At 37.9% G+C, this 16,675-nt stretch carries 10 protein-coding genes; 2 read left to right on the top strand and 8 right to left on the bottom strand.

Annotated features, from left to right (window positions below; all coding sequences use genetic code 11):
- Positions 1 to 199: 199 nt before the first annotated feature.
- The 7 genes from ACP6PL_RS19270 to ACP6PL_RS19240 form a co-directional block, all read right to left on the bottom strand.
- On the bottom strand, positions 200 to 982 hold the full coding sequence (locus ACP6PL_RS19270) for a beta-carboxysome assembly protein CcmO (protein ID WP_426546893.1): 783 nt from the start codon (positions 980 to 982) through the stop codon (positions 200 to 202).
- A 547-nt stretch (positions 983 to 1,529) separates the two neighbouring features.
- Positions 1,530 to 2,393, bottom strand: a complete 864-nt coding sequence (locus ACP6PL_RS19265) for a beta-carboxysome scaffolding protein CcmN (RefSeq protein WP_426546892.1) — start codon at positions 2,391 to 2,393, stop codon at positions 1,530 to 1,532.
- 57 nt (positions 2,394 to 2,450) lie between these two features.
- On the bottom strand, positions 2,451 to 2,885 hold the full coding sequence (locus ACP6PL_RS19260) for an arsenate reductase/protein-tyrosine-phosphatase family protein (RefSeq protein WP_426546891.1): 435 nt from the start codon (positions 2,883 to 2,885) through the stop codon (positions 2,451 to 2,453).
- Positions 2,886 to 3,267: 382 nt separating this feature from the next.
- A complete protein-coding gene (locus tag ACP6PL_RS19255; RefSeq protein ID WP_426546890.1) occupies positions 3,268 to 5,268 on the bottom strand; it encodes a beta-carboxysome scaffolding protein CcmM in 2,001 nt (666 codons plus the stop codon).
- A gap of 106 nt (positions 5,269 to 5,374) precedes the next feature.
- On the bottom strand, positions 5,375 to 5,677 hold the full coding sequence (locus ACP6PL_RS19250; RefSeq protein ID WP_426546889.1) for a beta-carboxysome shell vertex protein CcmL: 303 nt from the start codon (positions 5,675 to 5,677) through the stop codon (positions 5,375 to 5,377).
- 318 nt (positions 5,678 to 5,995) lie between these two features.
- Positions 5,996 to 6,328 carry a carbon dioxide-concentrating mechanism protein CcmK gene (locus ACP6PL_RS19245; protein WP_426546887.1) on the bottom strand — a complete coding sequence of 111 codons (333 nt, stop codon included), beginning with the start codon at positions 6,326 to 6,328 and terminating at the stop codon, positions 5,996 to 5,998.
- A gap of 439 nt (positions 6,329 to 6,767) precedes the next feature.
- Positions 6,768 to 7,079 (bottom strand): carbon dioxide-concentrating mechanism protein CcmK, encoded by a 312-nt coding sequence (locus ACP6PL_RS19240; RefSeq protein WP_094678177.1) that lies wholly within the window; start codon positions 7,077 to 7,079, stop codon positions 6,768 to 6,770.
- A gap of 393 nt (positions 7,080 to 7,472) precedes the next feature.
- Here ACP6PL_RS19240 and ACP6PL_RS19235 point away from each other — a divergent pair, with 393 nt between their 5' ends.
- Positions 7,473 to 9,317, top strand: coding sequence for an NAD(P)H-quinone oxidoreductase subunit F (locus ACP6PL_RS19235; protein ID WP_426546886.1), 1,845 nt, complete (start codon positions 7,473 to 7,475; stop codon positions 9,315 to 9,317).
- A 1,568-nt stretch (positions 9,318 to 10,885) separates the two neighbouring features.
- Complete coding sequence (locus tag ACP6PL_RS19230) at positions 10,886 to 16,240, top strand: ATP-binding sensor histidine kinase (RefSeq protein WP_426546885.1); 5,355 nt, start codon at positions 10,886 to 10,888, stop codon at positions 16,238 to 16,240.
- Between the two features lie 116 nt (positions 16,241 to 16,356).
- Here ACP6PL_RS19230 and ACP6PL_RS19225 read toward each other — a convergent pair whose 3' ends face one another.
- Positions 16,357 to 16,569 carry a hypothetical protein gene (locus tag ACP6PL_RS19225; RefSeq protein ID WP_426546884.1) on the bottom strand — a complete coding sequence of 71 codons (213 nt, stop codon included), beginning with the start codon at positions 16,567 to 16,569 and terminating at the stop codon, positions 16,357 to 16,359.
- Between the last annotated feature and the right edge of the window lie 106 nt (positions 16,570 to 16,675).

Here is a 16,675-nt window from a genome sequence, read left to right as displayed (position 1 = left end):
TCTAAGATTTAGATAAACCCGCCCCTAGGACGTTGATTTATATCATTGGGGGCGGGTTTATCTGACAATCTGTGAAAACTGTACGGACGTTGCATGCAACGTCCCTATGGTGAAACCCGCCCCTACGGAGTATAATTTCCTAATGCACTATTTTAGATGAAACATCCACTACTTTTGACTTTAAGAGCCTAACTAAAATCTATGATTTCTCCTTAACTTCTTCTTTTATTGGTAAAGGAAGTTGAGCAAAATCTGGTAATCTTACTAATTCTTTTTCCTTCTCTTTAATTGCCATTGGTAAACGTAGAGGTTCTGGTTTTTCTTCAATCAGATGACCAGCTACAGGTAATGTTCTTTCTAAATCATCCAGTGGTCTAGGAATTACCATTACAGCATTTAACTCTCCAATTCTTTCTGCTTCGTGCATTCCAGCTTCTACAGCTACCGCCACATTAGAAACGGAACCCCGCACAATAGCAGTACACAAACCTGCACCTGTAGTTTCATAAGCAGTTAACTGTACATCAGCAGATTTGAGCATCGCGTCACAAGCTCCCACCATTGCCGGAAAACCTCTGGTTTCTATCAAACCAACTGCCTTATTTCTAAACTCAGTAGAAACTCTACCTTGAGATAGTCTAAATAAAAGACTGCCAATAGGTAATACAACTTCTAAATTAGGTAAAGGTCGAGGAATGACAGTCTTAGAAACAAGTTGTCCAAATTTTTCGGCTGTTTCTGCTCCAGAGTCCACTGCCAAACGAACATCTGCTATACCACCACGAACTACTGCTGTGCAATATCCACTACCAATTTTTTCATAGCCTACCAACATTACGCCAGATGACTTCAGCATCATGTCAGCAGTACCAACTATGGCCGGAAAACTTCGAGTTGTGACTAAACCAAGAGCAGCATCTCCAAACTTGATTGGGGATTCAATAGACTCTAGCTTATAGTTATTGTGGGTTTGGATTTTCATTTTCTACCTCTTGACTTCGGCGTAGCAGTTAACCCACCTAACTCTCTCCAACATTCTAGCTGATGGTCTTTAGGGCTACTTTGAGAATTTTTTATATGAAATTAAAAATATCAACTGGTTTAGTTCACCTAAAATTACAGTTAAACTCTTACCAGTGGGAGTTTTAAGATTAAAAAGTTAATTTTTAGAGATTATTAATCACTTTTTGTCCCTATAAAGATAGAAAGTTTTTTAGGTATGCCTCTACTTAATTTTAGATTATATTATATTTTTTTGATAACGATCAAGTTATCTCTTACCAAAGAAATGTGTTCTTGTTAAACAGAAATTTTCCGTTGATCTGCTAAAAATTTATACCAATTTACTTTAAAAATGTCACAAATAGTTGGCAACTGATAATGTGAAATAATAAGCTGAAATTACTGTATAACCAAACTTTTAAGCCAATCAAATCTCACTTCTGACTTCTGACTTTTGACTTCTGACTTCCATAAAACCGTATCAGTAGCTCCAAATTTAGTGTCAAGTCTGGATAAGACGATATATTTTAGTCTTCATCATCAGGATGAGAACTCAAAGAATTCTTATGAGGAAATAAAGTCTTCATTATCTGGTTGACATATTCCTTACCATAAATTTGAGGATCTATATTTGGAGATGCTTCTTCTTGTAATTGAGTGTTAGCTTGTTCAGTGTCTGTCTGAGTTTCTTCTGAAGATGAAGAAGTACTTGCTGATTGTAATTGAGTATTAGCTTGTTCAGTGTCTGCTTGAGTTTCCTCTGGAGATGAAGAAGTACTTGCTGATTGTAATTGAGTATTAGCTTGTTCAGTATCTGTTTGAATTTCCTCTGGAGATGAAGAAGTATTTACTGATTGTAATTGAGTATTAGCTTGTTCAGTGTCTGTTTGAATTTCCTCTGGAGATGAAAAAGTATTTTCTAAATCTGAAATATAATTATTTTCATTGATTTCATCTGATATATAATCATTTTTAGATAAATTTTTATTTTCCAGTAAATCAGTTTTGATGGGTGTAAATGTATTATTATCTAATATTTTTCTCCCTGAGTTGCCAATAATAGAAGTAGGTAGTACAACCTTATCTGGCTCCAAATCTTGTTCTATAATAGTTGCCAAAGCACCAACACAAGCATTAGCTCCTATCTTACTCTTACCAACTAATAAAACACCTGAACCAATAGTAACTCCTGATTCAATTTCGATATTGCCTTGGTAAGCATGAATAATAGCTCCCATACCAATACAAACCCCCGCTGCAATAATAATCTGACAGTTATCAGCAGCTTGAATAATAACACCAGGAGCGATCGCCACACTTGGATCGATTTTTACATCACCACTAACAAAAGGCTCAATATTTGTTATCGGTTGTAGTGGTGGCAACTGCATAAATACTCCTTTTTATAATAATTTTAAGCATAAAATATCAGACAATATAAAGTTAATTTAATCTAATTTTTCCAGAAGTAAATGAATATTATTTTGGAGTTGCAAAAGAGGAGATTCATCAGGATTTTCATCCAAATCTTTAACTAGCCAATATTCAATTTTATCAACCCATTGAGGAAAATTAGATTCCATTAAACGACGATGAGCAACTTCATCAACAGCAACAACTTGATTAGCATTTTCTAAATCTGTTTGTTGAACTTGCATTGGTTCCCTCAAAGATACAGAGTCAATCTGAATACCTAAAGATTCTAAAGCTTTAATAACCTCCGATGAAATAGCACCCACATTACCAGATTCTGGATTAACATTCAAACCTCGTGAATCGGCTTGCCATTTTACTCCTTTTTTTGAAGCTAAATCATTGAAAAAATACTCACTAAATCTACTGCGGTAATAATTACCTGTACAAAGAAAGAGAATTTTTTTCATAACTATTAATTATAGTGCTATCAAGCATGATAAACTTGCAAATAAGACTTTTGATTATTGTAGCTAGATTCCGAAAATATGAGGTCAAGCGGGAATAGGTTGTAGGTTCTAGGTTATTGTTTTTAGGTAACTATTTTTACCCAATATCTAATTTATAGGACTTACACAAAGAAACCCGGTTACTAGGATAAATCCTTGGTTTGAACAATAGACATCTACGAAAAAACCTTCTTTCTGGGTTGAGTGAGTAAGTCCTCATCTAAACACCTAAAAACCTACATAATTGAGTTAAAAACAACCTCTTCAAAGTGTCTGGCAAAAGGTGCTAAGTCATAGGTTACTCACCTCAAACCTACCACCTAACACCTAACACCTGCTTCAATTAGTTCTTACCGTTAGGTTGCTGAATAATCATTTCTAAAACACGGCGTTTCGCTTTAGGATCAATACCAATCAAGCGGACATATTCTCCCTCATGTTGAGCCAAACTTTCCTCAAGCACTGGGAAAACATCAGCCTCCCGTTTAGCATCTATTTGAGTATCAGTTTTCCAAGAGCTAGTGCGGAAACGACGTTGATCAGCATATTCAGTACCAATTTTATAACCACCCGCAATCAAAGAGCGAATTTGTTCAACTGCTTCTTGATTTAACTTCTTTGTTGCAGCAGAATTTGTTACACTACTATAAACAGGAACTGACTGAGAATTACCATTATTACCTACTCCATTTCCATTAGAAGTAGCTTTAAGAGGAGCAAATCCTTGACCCTTACCATTTGGCTGTTGAATCACAGTTTCCAGCACTCGACGTTTCGCATTAGCATCGACACCAATTAAACGTACATACTCCCCACTATATTCTGCCAAAGCTTGTTCTAGTTCAGCTATTGCTTGAGAGGGATTAGTAGCAGTAATGGGAGCGCCACTCATCCATGAGCTAGTCTTAAAGCGACGTTCATTAGCGTGTTCTAAGCTAATCCGATATCCTTGATTAAATAATGAACGTACTTGATCGGCAACTGCCTGACTTAATCCACTATTAATTGCAGCACCTTGGCTAGATACAGGAGCTTGATAACTTACAGAAGCAGCCGTAGATTGTTGAACTGTGCGATTGCCTGGTTTTTGAATTAATATTTCTGCAACACGACGTCTAGCATTAGGATCAACACCAATTAAACGGACATATTCACCACTGTGTTCTGCTAAAAATCCTTCCAGATCTGCCAAACCTTGAATAGTAGGACCATTTTGCCAAGAGCTAGTTTTAAACCGACGTTCATTGGCATACTCTGTACCAATCTTGCATCCTTGAGACATCAAAGAATTAACTTGATTTACTACTTCTGGAGTTAAACCTGTAGCATTGGGAGCAGTAGTAGTTTGAACCCTAGGAGCAGGAACACTGTAGCTACCATTAGTTGATTTTTGAGCAACTTTTTTGCCATCAGGACGTTTAATCATAATTGGAGATATGCGACGTTTGGCTTTAGGATCTATACCAAACATCCGTACATACTCGGCAGCGTGTTCTGCAATACAACCTTCTAGAGCTGCCACTACTTCTGAAGAATTAGTGCTTTCAATTGGAGAACAAGTCTGCCAAGAACCTGTTTTGAAGTGACGAGTATCAGCGTGTTCTGTACCAACATAATATCCTTGAGATACTAGCTGCTTTACATGAGCAATTACTTCTGGGGTCAATTTACCAGTTCCTGCTGAAGAGTTGTAACCGTTACCATTTGTGTAATTAATGTTCATTTCATTTCTAATAGGGGTAATGCAAGACATATTGTTCGCACACAGATAACCTTGTCGTAAAGATTCGTTAATTCCCACCACATGATGGGCAAATTCCATATCATCGGGTAGTACATCTGGCAAACGATCTGCTTGCTGTTGATTTGTAATAATTGCTCCTGAAGGCACATACTTACCAGGAGCAATTTCTACGTCTTGGATCAGAGCGTGTAGCATAACGATACACCCTTCACCAATGCGGGCGTTAAAAACTGTAGAACGAAAACCGATAAAACAGTCATCACCAATGTAACAAGGACCGTGAACTAGAGCTTTATGAGTGATAGAAACATTGTTACCTATCCACACAGAATACTTTTGTTGGTCATCACCTATGACCCGTCCTTGTTCTAAACCGTGAATAACTACTCCATCTTGGATATTAGTACCCGAGCCAATAGAGAAGGGAGTACCTTCATCAGCACGAATTGATGTGCCAGGGGCTACTAATACATTAGCTCCAACGCGGACATCTCCAATAATATTGGAAAAGGAGTGAATATAAGCTGTCTCGTCAATCTTTGGCTGCGCCAAGCCTTGTGACCAGGGGGTAGGTGGAGCTGCTTCCTTACGGTGTGGCATCTATATTTTTCCTCTCTCAGTTAAATGTTGGGTGTTGGGTATTTGGTAAATTTCTTGTTGTTTATAGTTCAACATCCAACAGTTCAACAGTTTGGTAGTACACTGTTCAACGATATTGGTCTTTTTTACCGTAGATCATGCGATTGTCCACAGTAATCGTGTCAATAATAGCTACTACTCTGGCATCTACAGGTAGTTTTTCACTACCAGGTATTTCACGAGCAGCTCCACCACGGCTAACCAAAACCCATTCATCGATTCCGGCACCGACATTATCGGCAGCTACTTCATACTTTGGCAGTGGATGGCCTTCTTCGTCTATGAATTGCAGCAGAAGTAGCTTTGTTCCTCTTAAATTAGGCTCTTTCTGGGTGCTGACAACGGTACCACGAACTTTGGCAATTTGCATGATCTGTTTTCATTACATGATTTCAGATTTTAGATTTTAGAGTTTTACCTGAAGAAAGTTTTTAAGCTTATCAATAGTAATGTTTGTGAGTTATCCTGCTTGATAAAACTGATATAAAACCTCACAATTAGTAACATTCCACCAATATATATAGCAGTCATCAGGGTGGTTAGGAAATTTTCGCGCCTCTCAAATGTTAGTCATAGTCAGAAGTTATATTCTGACTTCTGACTTCTGTCCGTCGCCAATCCGACGGCTCCCCGATCTGACTTCACCTTAAGTTCAATCTCAAATCTACCATCTGAAATCTATTTACTTCTATGGTCTACGAACTGCAGTGGTACTATCGCGGAACTGCTCTACCTCTTCAGTATAACGAATAGGCAGAACATACTCTAGGTTTTCATGGGGACGAGCAATAATATGAGTTGACATAACTTGGCCTCCATTTACCCGCCGAACGTTATCAACTCCTGCTGCTACTGAAGCTTGTACTTCTGATACATCTCCACGAATAATTACGGTGACACGACCACTACCAATTTTTTCATAGCCAACAAGGGTGACTCGTGCAGCTTTCACCATTGCATCTGCTGCTTCTACAACTGCTGGAAAGCCTAGGGTTTCTACCATCCCAACGGCAATTGACATTATCTTTACTCCATGATATTATTTTACAGATTATTTTAGTTTCTAGTCTATATCTTGACTTTTATTGACTAATCGCCAGACTCAATTCAAGGAGATCCTAAGATGATACTGGGCAACAAGATACATCCAAGTTGCTTACTCTCTTCTTAGCTGACAACAGAAATATTCTTTGGAGACAAGTCAAAATACCCGTATACAGTCGGCTTAGGTATAAACTTCCCTTTCTGCCTACTTTTGTGATAATTTTTTTAGTCCCTTTAGTTTTATCTACCCCAATTCGTCTTGAAGTTTTCTCCAGAGTGGGCAACCTCTGTAATGATTGCCCTAAAACTTTAGGGTAAACTTGTTTTTTCTACTAGCAAATCAAAGTATCATCCTAAAGTTTGGGAAAATCAATCAGCTCTAGCCAAATATTTAAGACAAATTCCCGCAACTCAAATTAATAAGTTCGGAACTGATCGACTTCTTCGGTATATCGAATTGGCAAGACATACTCTAAGTTTTCGTGAGGACGAGCAATGATATGAGTTGATACTACCTCACCACCATCAACTCTTTTGGCTGACTCTATTCCTGCCGCAACAGAAGCTTGTACTTCCGAGACATCTCCTCGGACAATTACTGTTACACGAGCGCTACCTATTTTTTCATAACCCACTAGGGTAACTCTAGCTGCTTTAACCATCGCATCAGCAGCTTCTACTACTGCTGGAAACCCTCTAGTTTCAATCATTCCCACAGCAATTGGCATTCTTTTCTCTCCTATTGACAGAAGTTAACTTAAGCATTGAGGCCAGTATTGTCTCTAGATAGCTTTGCAGGGAATTCCCATTTTTACAATCAAAATCTATCAAATGCTATACTTTCAGCATAGAGAAACATGGCATCGTTGACAATAGCAACTATCATCATAATTCATAATTGAAGCGATTTAGAAAAATAAATTCTTTACCATTGAAGTTCTTATAGTTAATGGTGAATTCAGCGATTCTCAGCTCCCAGGTATCAATCCTAAATTTTTTTTTAATTACTTTTGGCTCAATACCCTATCAGCAGCAAAAACAGTATATATACTTATAATAACTTGAATCTATATTAATCGTATGTATATATTTATTTTCAATACTTAAGGTCAAGAAATATAATGTCCGAGTTTATCATTCAAAACTTCTGGTGGATACCTTTTTATGGCTTAGTTGGAGCAATTTTAACTCTGCCATGGTCAATCGGGATAATCAAACGTACTGGGCCACGACCAGCAGCTTATTTTAATATACTGATGACGCTATTGGCCTTAATTCATGGCTCTATTATCTATCAAGCTATCTGGAATCAAGAGCCACGAGAAATAATATTCAAGTGGCTAGAGACTGGAGACCTAAACCTATCTTTTGCCTTCAATATCTCATCAGTAACTATTGGGGCAATGGATGTAGTAACTGCTCTGAGTTTATTAGCCCAAGTTTATGCTTTGGGATATCTAGAAAAGGATTGGGCATTAGCTAGGTTCTTTGGACTAATGGGATTTTTTGAAGCTGCCATGACTGGCTTGACAATCAGCGACTCTTTGTTCATTTCCTATGCTTTGCTAGAAATGTTAACCCTTTCTACCTACTTATTAGTAGGTTTTTGGTATGCTCAACCTCTTGTAGTCACAGCCGCTAGGGATGCGTTTTTAACAAAGCGTGTAGGAGATGTTTTACTTTTAATGGGAGTAGTTGCTATCTCAGCTTTAGCTGGGAGTATGAATTTTAGTGACCTCTATCAATGGGCCGAAAGAGTAGAACTGTCTCCAGTTACAGCTAATTTGTTAGGCTTGGCCTTAATTGCTGGGCCAATAGGTAAATGCGCTCAATTTCCTCTGCACTTATGGTTAGATGAAGCGATGGAAGGTCCAAACCCTGCTTCCATTTTGCGGAATACTGTGGTGGTGGCGATCGGAGCTTATGTATTGATTCAAATCCAACCAATTTTAATTATCTCTCCTATTGCTCTGGCTGTGTTGGTAGCGATCGGAACTATAACAGCGATCGGAGCTTCTTTAGTTGCTCTGGCTCAAATTGATCTTAAGCGTGCTTTATCTCATTCTACCAGCGCTTACCTAGGATTAGTTTTCATTGCTGTTGGTACACAATGGACTACTTTTGGCTTGGTATTACTCTTGGCACATTGTATTGCTAAAGCACTATTATTTATGAGTGCTGGTGGTGTAATATTGACTACCAATAGTCAAGACCTCACAGAAATGGGGGGATTATGGTCTCGAATGCCTGCAACTACTACTTCTTTCTTAGTAGGAACTTTGGGTTTAATTGGATTATTACCTTTGGGAGGCTTTTGGGCGTTGCGAGAAGGTTTAGATGTTTTTTGGATTATCGATCCTTGGGTAGTACCTGTTTTGTTATTTGTTAACTTCTTAACTGCTTTAAACCTAACTCGTATGTTTCGTTTGATATTTTTGGGTAAACCTCAACCTAAAACTAAACGCTCACCAGAAGTTCCCTGGCCTATGGCTGTGTCGATGGTATCGTTAATTATTGTTACTCTGTTAACTCCGATAGTTATGGAACGGTTATCACTTTTACCTGACTGGGGTTATTTGAATTTAGCTGTTGTTATTTTGTTAGTAACATCTGGTTTATTTGGTGTTATTCTGGGTAGCACTATGGAGTTAGGTAGAACTTGGTCGAGACCAATACAAGCTCCTTTACGTTTTGCTCAAGATTTCTTTGCTTATGATTTTTATGTGGGTCGCCTCTACAATTTAACTTTGGTTTTTGCAGTTAGCCAACTCTCAAAGTTAATTGCTTGGATTGACCGTTATATTGTTGATGGAGTGGTTAATTTGGTTGGTTTGGTAACTATTTTTAGTGGTCAAGGTTTGAAATATGGGGTATCTGGTCAAGGTCAATCTTATGTTGTCACTATTCTGCTCGGAATTGGTGTCTTAGGAATTTTGGTGCTTTGGTTGATCAATTTCAGCTTTTAAACATTAGCAGTTGTGTAAAAATAACCTACACAGTTTTTTTGATGGAAGCTAGATTTCACAATTCAATCTAGGTAAAATCTGTACAACTTATTTTTACCAATGGATAATGGATAATTGATAATTAATCAATTCGGTTTAAAGCCTTCTATTTCAAGAGAAAAAGCAGTCGTTTTGCTAGCGCACAGCTCGCCGACATGAATGCGGAGCATGATATAGCATGGGATGGCGAAGAAAGAGATCGGTCCTTTTGCTAGCGCAAAGCTCCGCTTTTGCTTGATGGAATCCTCCGCAAATATGTGGCGGAGAGTTTTTGATGTCGGCTGTCGCTGACATGAAAAGCGGAGTTCCGTAGGGTGGGATGGTGTACTTCGTAGCAGCTCTGTCAAGAGCGAGTTGCTCGAAGAATCCAGAGCCGCTCCGCAATTCAAAGCTCCACGTTTTCCTTTGCTGCGGAATGCTACCCAAACGGAACATGAAAAACGAAGTTGTGCAGAGCGCTAAACGGCATATTCAATCTTCCCTCGACAAAAGAAATAAGATTTCCTGATAATTCAATCTTCGAGGGTAAAACCAGAGGTAATTATTCATTATCAATTAATGAAATGACTCCTGATACCAATTTTATAAATGTTTGCTACAAATGGTAGAAATAAGGAAGAAGTAAGAAGGAAGAAGCAAGAAGGGATAAACATTCAAAAAACAGGAAAAACAATAGATATAACTATCTAAAATGAATTGGAGCAGCTATTTTTCAGCACGTCCCATCAAGAGCTATATTTTCGTAGCATTATTTTTTCAAAGTGGTATGATAGCGATCGCTAAATAGATTGAAAAAAATTATAAACTAAGACAGGGTAATTATTTAAATTTTTTTTTCAAATCTCAATGTCTACCAACTTGACATAGCAAGGGTTTACGCATTTTTTTTGCTGATAAAGGTGTAAGTCTATTCAATATCTCCAGAAAATAAACTTGCCCTTGATTTCACATAATCTAGAGTGATAAAAGTGACTTCATTTTAATTTCTCATACCTTTTTCCGAAAAATATCTTCTTTATTGCCTCTTGACTCTTGCTTACTATATACAAAAATCTATATCTTTTTCACGCCTATGTGTATATTTTTGAGGCAGGGAATCGTTTGTGGATATAGAAAATACACCAAAAAAATGGAAAAATATTCCAATATACCCTATCTCTTTGTCTCCTCATTTCCTCATCATACCATCTATTTTTCAATATACATCAAATGGGTTCTATAGGTTTTGTCTCTAAACTTATGCCATAATTAGATTGATAATTGATTAGAGCAAATCCGTTAGGTTCTGAGTAATATAGTAACAGTTTTTTAAGGCAGGATATATAGCATTTTTTTTTCAAATTGGTATAATATCGGATTCGCTTAATTCGATATAAAAAAATGTTTCATCTGAGGGCTATAGAACAAATCTTTCTAAATTCTTTTCCCCTCTAACTGCTGACTCCGAATTAACTATCTAAATTATACCTATACTACCTGATCTGACATAACTCCTGTAATATAAACTATTTTTCAAAATTTTCCTGGAGATGATGATGCTTAACTTATCTAATTATGAACAAACAAACCAAATATATACTGGAACACGCACTCTAGTCTATCGAGCTATCCGATCTTCCCCGGTGCAACCAGTAATTATCAAAATCTTACGCAACTCCCACCCCAGTTTCAATGAATTAGTCCAATTCCGCAACCAATACATCATCACTCGTCACCTAGAACATCCAGCCATTGTTAAACCTCTAGCCCTAGAACGTTATGGTAATGGCTATGCTCTAATTATGCCAGACTTAGGAGCGATCGCTCTTTCCGACTATTGGCAAAACTCACAGCCAAACCTGAAAAATTTCCTCCACATTGCTATTCAACTAGCAGAAGCTTTACAGTATCTTACCAAACAACGAATCATCCACAAAGACATCAAACCCACTAACATTCTCATCCACCCAGAAACAAAGCAAGTCCAACTAATTGACTTTAGTATTTCCAGTTTACTACCTACTGAACAACAACAACTAATTAACCCTCATATCTTAGAAGGAACCCTGGCCTACATCTCTCCCGAACAAACCGGACGGATGAACCGAGGTATTGACTATCGTACCGACTTCTACTCTCTAGGTGTAACCTTCTTTGAACTCCTAACGGCAGAATTACCCTTTACCACCACGGATCCGACAGAATTGGTATATTTCCATATTGCCCAAAAAGTTCAGTTTCCAGTCAACATCGAAATTCCTGAAGTCTTGCAAGAAATAGTTATCAAGTTGATGAGTAAGAATGCTGAAGACCGTTATCAGAGTGCCTTGGGTTTGAAGCACGATTTACAACAATGTCAGCAACAGTTAGAAACTACAGGGAAAATTACATCATTTGAGTTGGGAATGCGGGATAACAGCGATCGCTTCCTGATACCTGAAAAACTTTATGGCAGGGAAACCGAAGTAGAAACCCTACTTGATGCTTTCGAGAGAGTGACAGCAGGCCAAACAGAAATGATGTTAGTCGCAGGATTTTCCGGGATTGGCAAAACTGCTGTTGTGAATGAAGTTCATAAACCCATAGTCAGGCAAAGGGGATATTTTATTAAAGGAAAATATGACCAATTCAATCGCAATATACCCTTTAGTGCCTTTGTCTCAGCTTTCCGAGATTTAATGAGTCAATTATTAGGAGAATCTGATACAAATTTAGCCAATTGGAAAGATAAAATCCTCTCAGTTGTAGGAGATAATGGTCAAGTTCTCATAGACGTAATTCCCGAATTGGAACATATTATTGGTAAACAGCCACCAGTAGCAGAACTGTCGGGTAGCGCAGTTCAAAATCGTTTTAATCTACTATTTAGTAAATTTGTTAGCATTTTTACTACTGCAGACCATCCCTTAGTTATATTTTTAGATGATTTACAGTGGGCAGATTCAGCATCATTGAACTTACTGAAAGTGTTAATAAATGAGTCAGGGACAGGTTATTTATTGGTATTAGGAGCTTATCGAGATAATGAGGTTTTTCCAGCTCATCCATTGATGCTCACCCTTGATGAAATTCAAAAACAAGATGCAAATATTAATACTATTACCTTAACTCCCTTAGACAAAAAAGATATTACACAATTAGTTGTCGATACATTACTTTGTTCAACGGAAATTGCTAAACCATTGTCTCAATTAGTTTATCAAAAAACCAGAGGAAATCCATTTTTTACGACTCAATTTTTGAAAGGTTTACATCAGGAAAACTTGCTCAAAATCAACAGTGAAAAGGGATATTGGGAATGCGATCTAACTCAAATACGAGAGCTAGCTCTGACAGATGATGTGGTGGAATTCATGGTAGGGCGTTTACGGAAACTACCAGAGGTAGCGCAAAATGTTCTGAAGTTAGCAGCTTGTCTGGGGAACCGTTTTGACTTGACAATGTTGACGGTAGTGTGCGAAAAACCTCAAGAGGAAGTGGCAACAGATTTATGGGGAGCATTGCCAGAAGGTTTTGTGATTCCTGAAAGTCAAACATATAAATTTTTTCAGGGAAACAAAGAACAAGATATTGAAAATATTTCAGTGAATTATCGCTTTTTGCACGACCGGGTGCAACAAGCAGCTTACTCATTAATTGATGATAATCAAAAACCCGCAACTCATTACCATATTGGTCAACTGATGCTGACAAAGCTTGATCAAACAGAACAAGATGAGAAGCTTTTTGATATTGTCAACCACCTCAACTTTGGCAAATCTCTGATCAATCACAAAAAAGAGCAAGAGCAACTGGCACAGCTTAACTTAGCTGCTGGTCAAAAAGCTACATCTGCTACAGCTTATCAAGCTGCGATTGAGTATCTAGAAACAGGGATTAACTTACTAGAAAAAGATGCCTGGGTTAATCAATATAACTTGAGTTTAAATCTGTATCGTCACCTGGCAGCAGCTCAGTTAAGTCATGCCAAATACGAGCAATTGGAAGAGACAATTGCAATTGCTTTACAACGGGTGAGTGCTCCTATAGATCTAGCAGATTTTTATGGCATTCAAGTTACTCAATTTAGTTTACAAGGTAAATTTGCAGAAGCAATTCAGGCAGGTCTGATTGGATTAAAAAATCTGGGAATTGAGATTGATACCAACAATCTGACTCAGCTAGTTCAGTCAGAGTTTGCCTCCATGAACGAGAGTTTGACAGAACGCTCTATCTCCTCACTATTAGATTTACCAACAACAGTTGAACCACCTATTAAAGCAATGATTAAATTGCTGATTGCTCTAACTGGACCAACACGTCTCAGTTCTAGCATTGAACTTTACAGTTTTGTCTCTATAAGAGCAGCTTACCTGTCAATTAAACATGGAAATATTCCTGAGTCAATCAAGGCTTATAGCAGCTATGGATTATATCTCGTGCTTCAAGGGCAGTATCAAAGGGGTTATGAGTTTGCAGATTTAGGTATGCAACTAAGTTACAAATTCAATAGTAAATATCAGAGGTGTCAAGCTGGGTTAGTCCTTGGAGCTTGGGTTTATCCTTGGGCAAGACCAATAAAAGGGGCAATAAATATAAATTATGAAAGTTTTATAGCAGGATTAGAGTCTGGAGAAAATCAATATGCTGGTTATAACTTATCAGGTAATATTGTCAATCGATTCTTCCAAGGAGAAAATTTAGGAGCAGTTGCCCTAGATATAGAAAAATATAAGTTGGTGGGAGATAAAATCCAGCACGAGATTATGCAAGTAATACTTGCCGGAGCCAAAATTTTTGTCACCAAACTCTGCCAAGGCAAAGAAGCAGAAAAAGGAGATGATGCAATGATTGAAATTGAAAAAACAATCACTTATGTAGAAGCATCCAAAATATCGTTTTCAGTTTGTATCTATTACATTCTGAGAATGCACCTTTCCTGTTTAACAGAAAACTTTGAGATTGGTTTAAATTATGCAACCAAAGCAAAGCCGTTTCTTAATTATATCAAAGGCTTGGCAATCTATAGTTATTACTATTATTGTCTTTCTCTGATTTTACTTAACTTGTATTCTGGTATGTCTGCGACAGAACAGAGTAATGCTTGGCAGCAAATAGAATCAAATCAGCAGCAGCTCAAAATTTGGTCAGATAGCTGTTCAGAAAACTTTCTACATAAGTATCTTTTAGTTGAGGCAGAACAATGTCGGTGTCTGGATAAAAAGTTAGAAGCAATCGAGCTATATGATCGCGCTATAGCAGAAGCTCAAGCTAACGAACATATCCAAGAAGAAGCTTTAGCAAACGAACTGGCAGCCAAATTTTACCTAGACTGGGGTAAGAAAAAATTTGCCGTGGGATATATGCAATCAGCTTACAATTGCTATGCTCAATGGGGAGCCAAAGCTAAGACTGATCAACTTGAACAAACTTATCCTCAACTGCTCACAGTGATCCTACAAAAAGATAAGTCTCTTTCTAATCCTAGTGATTTCCGTACTTCCTCGCAATATATCGGCACTATTAGCAGCACTACCTCTATCTTTGACCTGGCTTCTACTATCAAAGCTTCCCAGACTATTTCTGGAGAAATTGAATTCAATGTCTTGGTATCTAAATTAATGCAGATTCTAATGGAGAGTGCTGGAGCTAACAAAGGAGTCTTATTGTTAAACAACTCTGACAATTGGGAAATCGTTACTCAATGCAATTACGAAGCGTCTCACATATGCACCATGTTAGTAGAGCAAACCGGAGATCTACCCTATACAATTATTAATACTATCAAACGGACACAAGAGAGCTTAATCATTAATAACTTTGAACAAGACAATAACTTCACAACCGATCCCTACTTTATTCAAAAACAACCTAACAGTATTCTCTGTACTCCCATTCTCAACCAAGGAAAATTGATTGGTATCCTCTACCTGGAAAATAACTTCACCAGAGAAGCTTTCACTCCACAACGCATAGAAGTTATTAAACTGCTTACTGCCCAGGCAGCCATCTCTATTGAAAACGCTAGACTTTACCACCAGCTAGAAGTTAAAGTTGAGGAGAGAACTCAACACCTGCAACAAACCCTACAAAAATTGCAGCAGACTCAAGGTCAACTTATTCAAACTGAAAAAATGTCTTCTTTAGGTCAAATGGTGGCCGGAATTGCCCACGAAATCAATAATCCTATTACCTTTATTTCAGGTAATATAACTCACGCTCGCGAATATGTCCAAGACTTACTAGAGCTGCTCAATCTTTACCAGGAGAACTGCTCCGCTCCCAGTGCTGCTATACAAGAGAAATTAGAAGAGGTCGAATTAGAATTTTTATGTGAGGATTTAGAAAAACTATTTTCATCTATGCAAACAGGAAGCGAGCGTATCAGCAAAATTATTCTGGGTTTACGCAACTTCTCCCGCCTTGACGAAAAAGGTATGAAACGGGTAAACATCCATGAAGGATTAGAAAATACCCTGCTGATTTTACAGCATCGTCTGAAAGACAATGGCTTATGCCCAAAAATAGCCATTATCAAAAACTACGGGGAACTACCTCCAGTCAACTGCTACCCCAGTCAACTCAATCAAGTTTTTCTACAGATTATCACCAATGCTATTGATGCTTTAACTACTTCCAAGGCACAAGATTGTCCCGAAATTAGTATCACCACTCAAATGCAGAACAACCAGACTATCAGGATTTGCATTGCTGACAATGGGCCAGGAATGAGTGAGACTGTTCAGCAACGTATTTTTGATCCCTTTTTTACGACTAAACCAGTTGGTCAAGGTACTGGACTAGGGTTGTCTATTAGTTACCAAATAGTCACAGAGCAGCACGGAGGACAATTGCAGTGTATTTCTCAACTGGAAAAAGGTACTGAATTTATTATAGATATTCCTAAATTAATAATTAATAATTAATAATTACCTCATTCTTATAAAGAAAAGGATTGGTTAAAAGAAATTTTTTTCTTCTCTTGGTTGATTGGATATGGCGTTTCGGCGCTTGAGCCGACATGAAAAGCGGAGCGGCTCTGTTAAGAGCGGGAGACCTCGCCATCCCATCCTAACGGACTGCTCCGCAAACAACCGCTTTTTTCTCCATGAATGGAGAGGCTTTCTACCTTAATAGTTCGTTCATTAATGGATAATTGATAATTACCTCTGGTTAAAACCGAGAGGATTGAAGATAAGGAAATATTATTTCTCTTCTCTTGGTCGATTGGATATGCCGTTTCGCTGCGCGACATGAAAAGCGTTTCGCTATCCTACGGAATGCTAACGCAAACGCGACATGAAACGCGGCTCTGTTAAGAGCGGGAGACCTCGGCATCCCATCCTAACGGACTGCTCCGC

The organism is Dapis purpurea BLCC-M126, assembly GCF_050015975.1.
In the GTDB taxonomy this organism is placed as follows: Bacteria; Cyanobacteriota; Cyanobacteriia; order Cyanobacteriales; family Microcoleaceae; genus Trichodesmium.
This window is presented reverse-complemented; position numbering and strand designations above follow the sequence as displayed.

Excerpts from the sequence above, each read along its gene's own strand:
- ACP6PL_RS19270 (WP_426546893.1), bottom strand. The coding sequence starts at position 982 with ATGAAAATCCAAACCCACAATAACTATAAGCTAGAGTCTATTGAATCC.
- ACP6PL_RS19245 (WP_426546887.1), bottom strand. The coding sequence starts at position 6,328 with ATGTCAATTGCCGTTGGGATGGTAGAAACCCTAGGCTTTCCAGCAGTT.
- ACP6PL_RS19240 (WP_094678177.1), bottom strand. The coding sequence starts at position 7,079 with ATGCCAATTGCTGTGGGAATGATTGAAACTAGAGGGTTTCCAGCAGTA.
- ACP6PL_RS19265 (WP_426546892.1), bottom strand. The coding sequence starts at position 2,393 with ATGCAGTTGCCACCACTACAACCGATAACAAATATTGAGCCTTTTGTT.
- ACP6PL_RS19225 (WP_426546884.1), bottom strand. The coding sequence starts at position 16,569 with ATGTCGCGCAGCGAAACGGCATATCCAATCGACCAAGAGAAGAGAAAT.
- ACP6PL_RS19235 (WP_426546886.1), top strand. The coding sequence starts at position 7,473 with ATGTCCGAGTTTATCATTCAAAACTTCTGGTGGATACCTTTTTATGGC.
- ACP6PL_RS19230 (WP_426546885.1), top strand. The coding sequence starts at position 10,886 with ATGATGATGCTTAACTTATCTAATTATGAACAAACAAACCAAATATAT.
- ACP6PL_RS19255 (WP_426546890.1), bottom strand. The coding sequence starts at position 5,268 with ATGCCACACCGTAAGGAAGCAGCTCCACCTACCCCCTGGTCACAAGGC.
- ACP6PL_RS19250 (WP_426546889.1), bottom strand. The coding sequence starts at position 5,677 with ATGCAAATTGCCAAAGTTCGTGGTACCGTTGTCAGCACCCAGAAAGAG.
- ACP6PL_RS19260 (WP_426546891.1), bottom strand. The coding sequence starts at position 2,885 with ATGAAAAAAATTCTCTTTCTTTGTACAGGTAATTATTACCGCAGTAGA.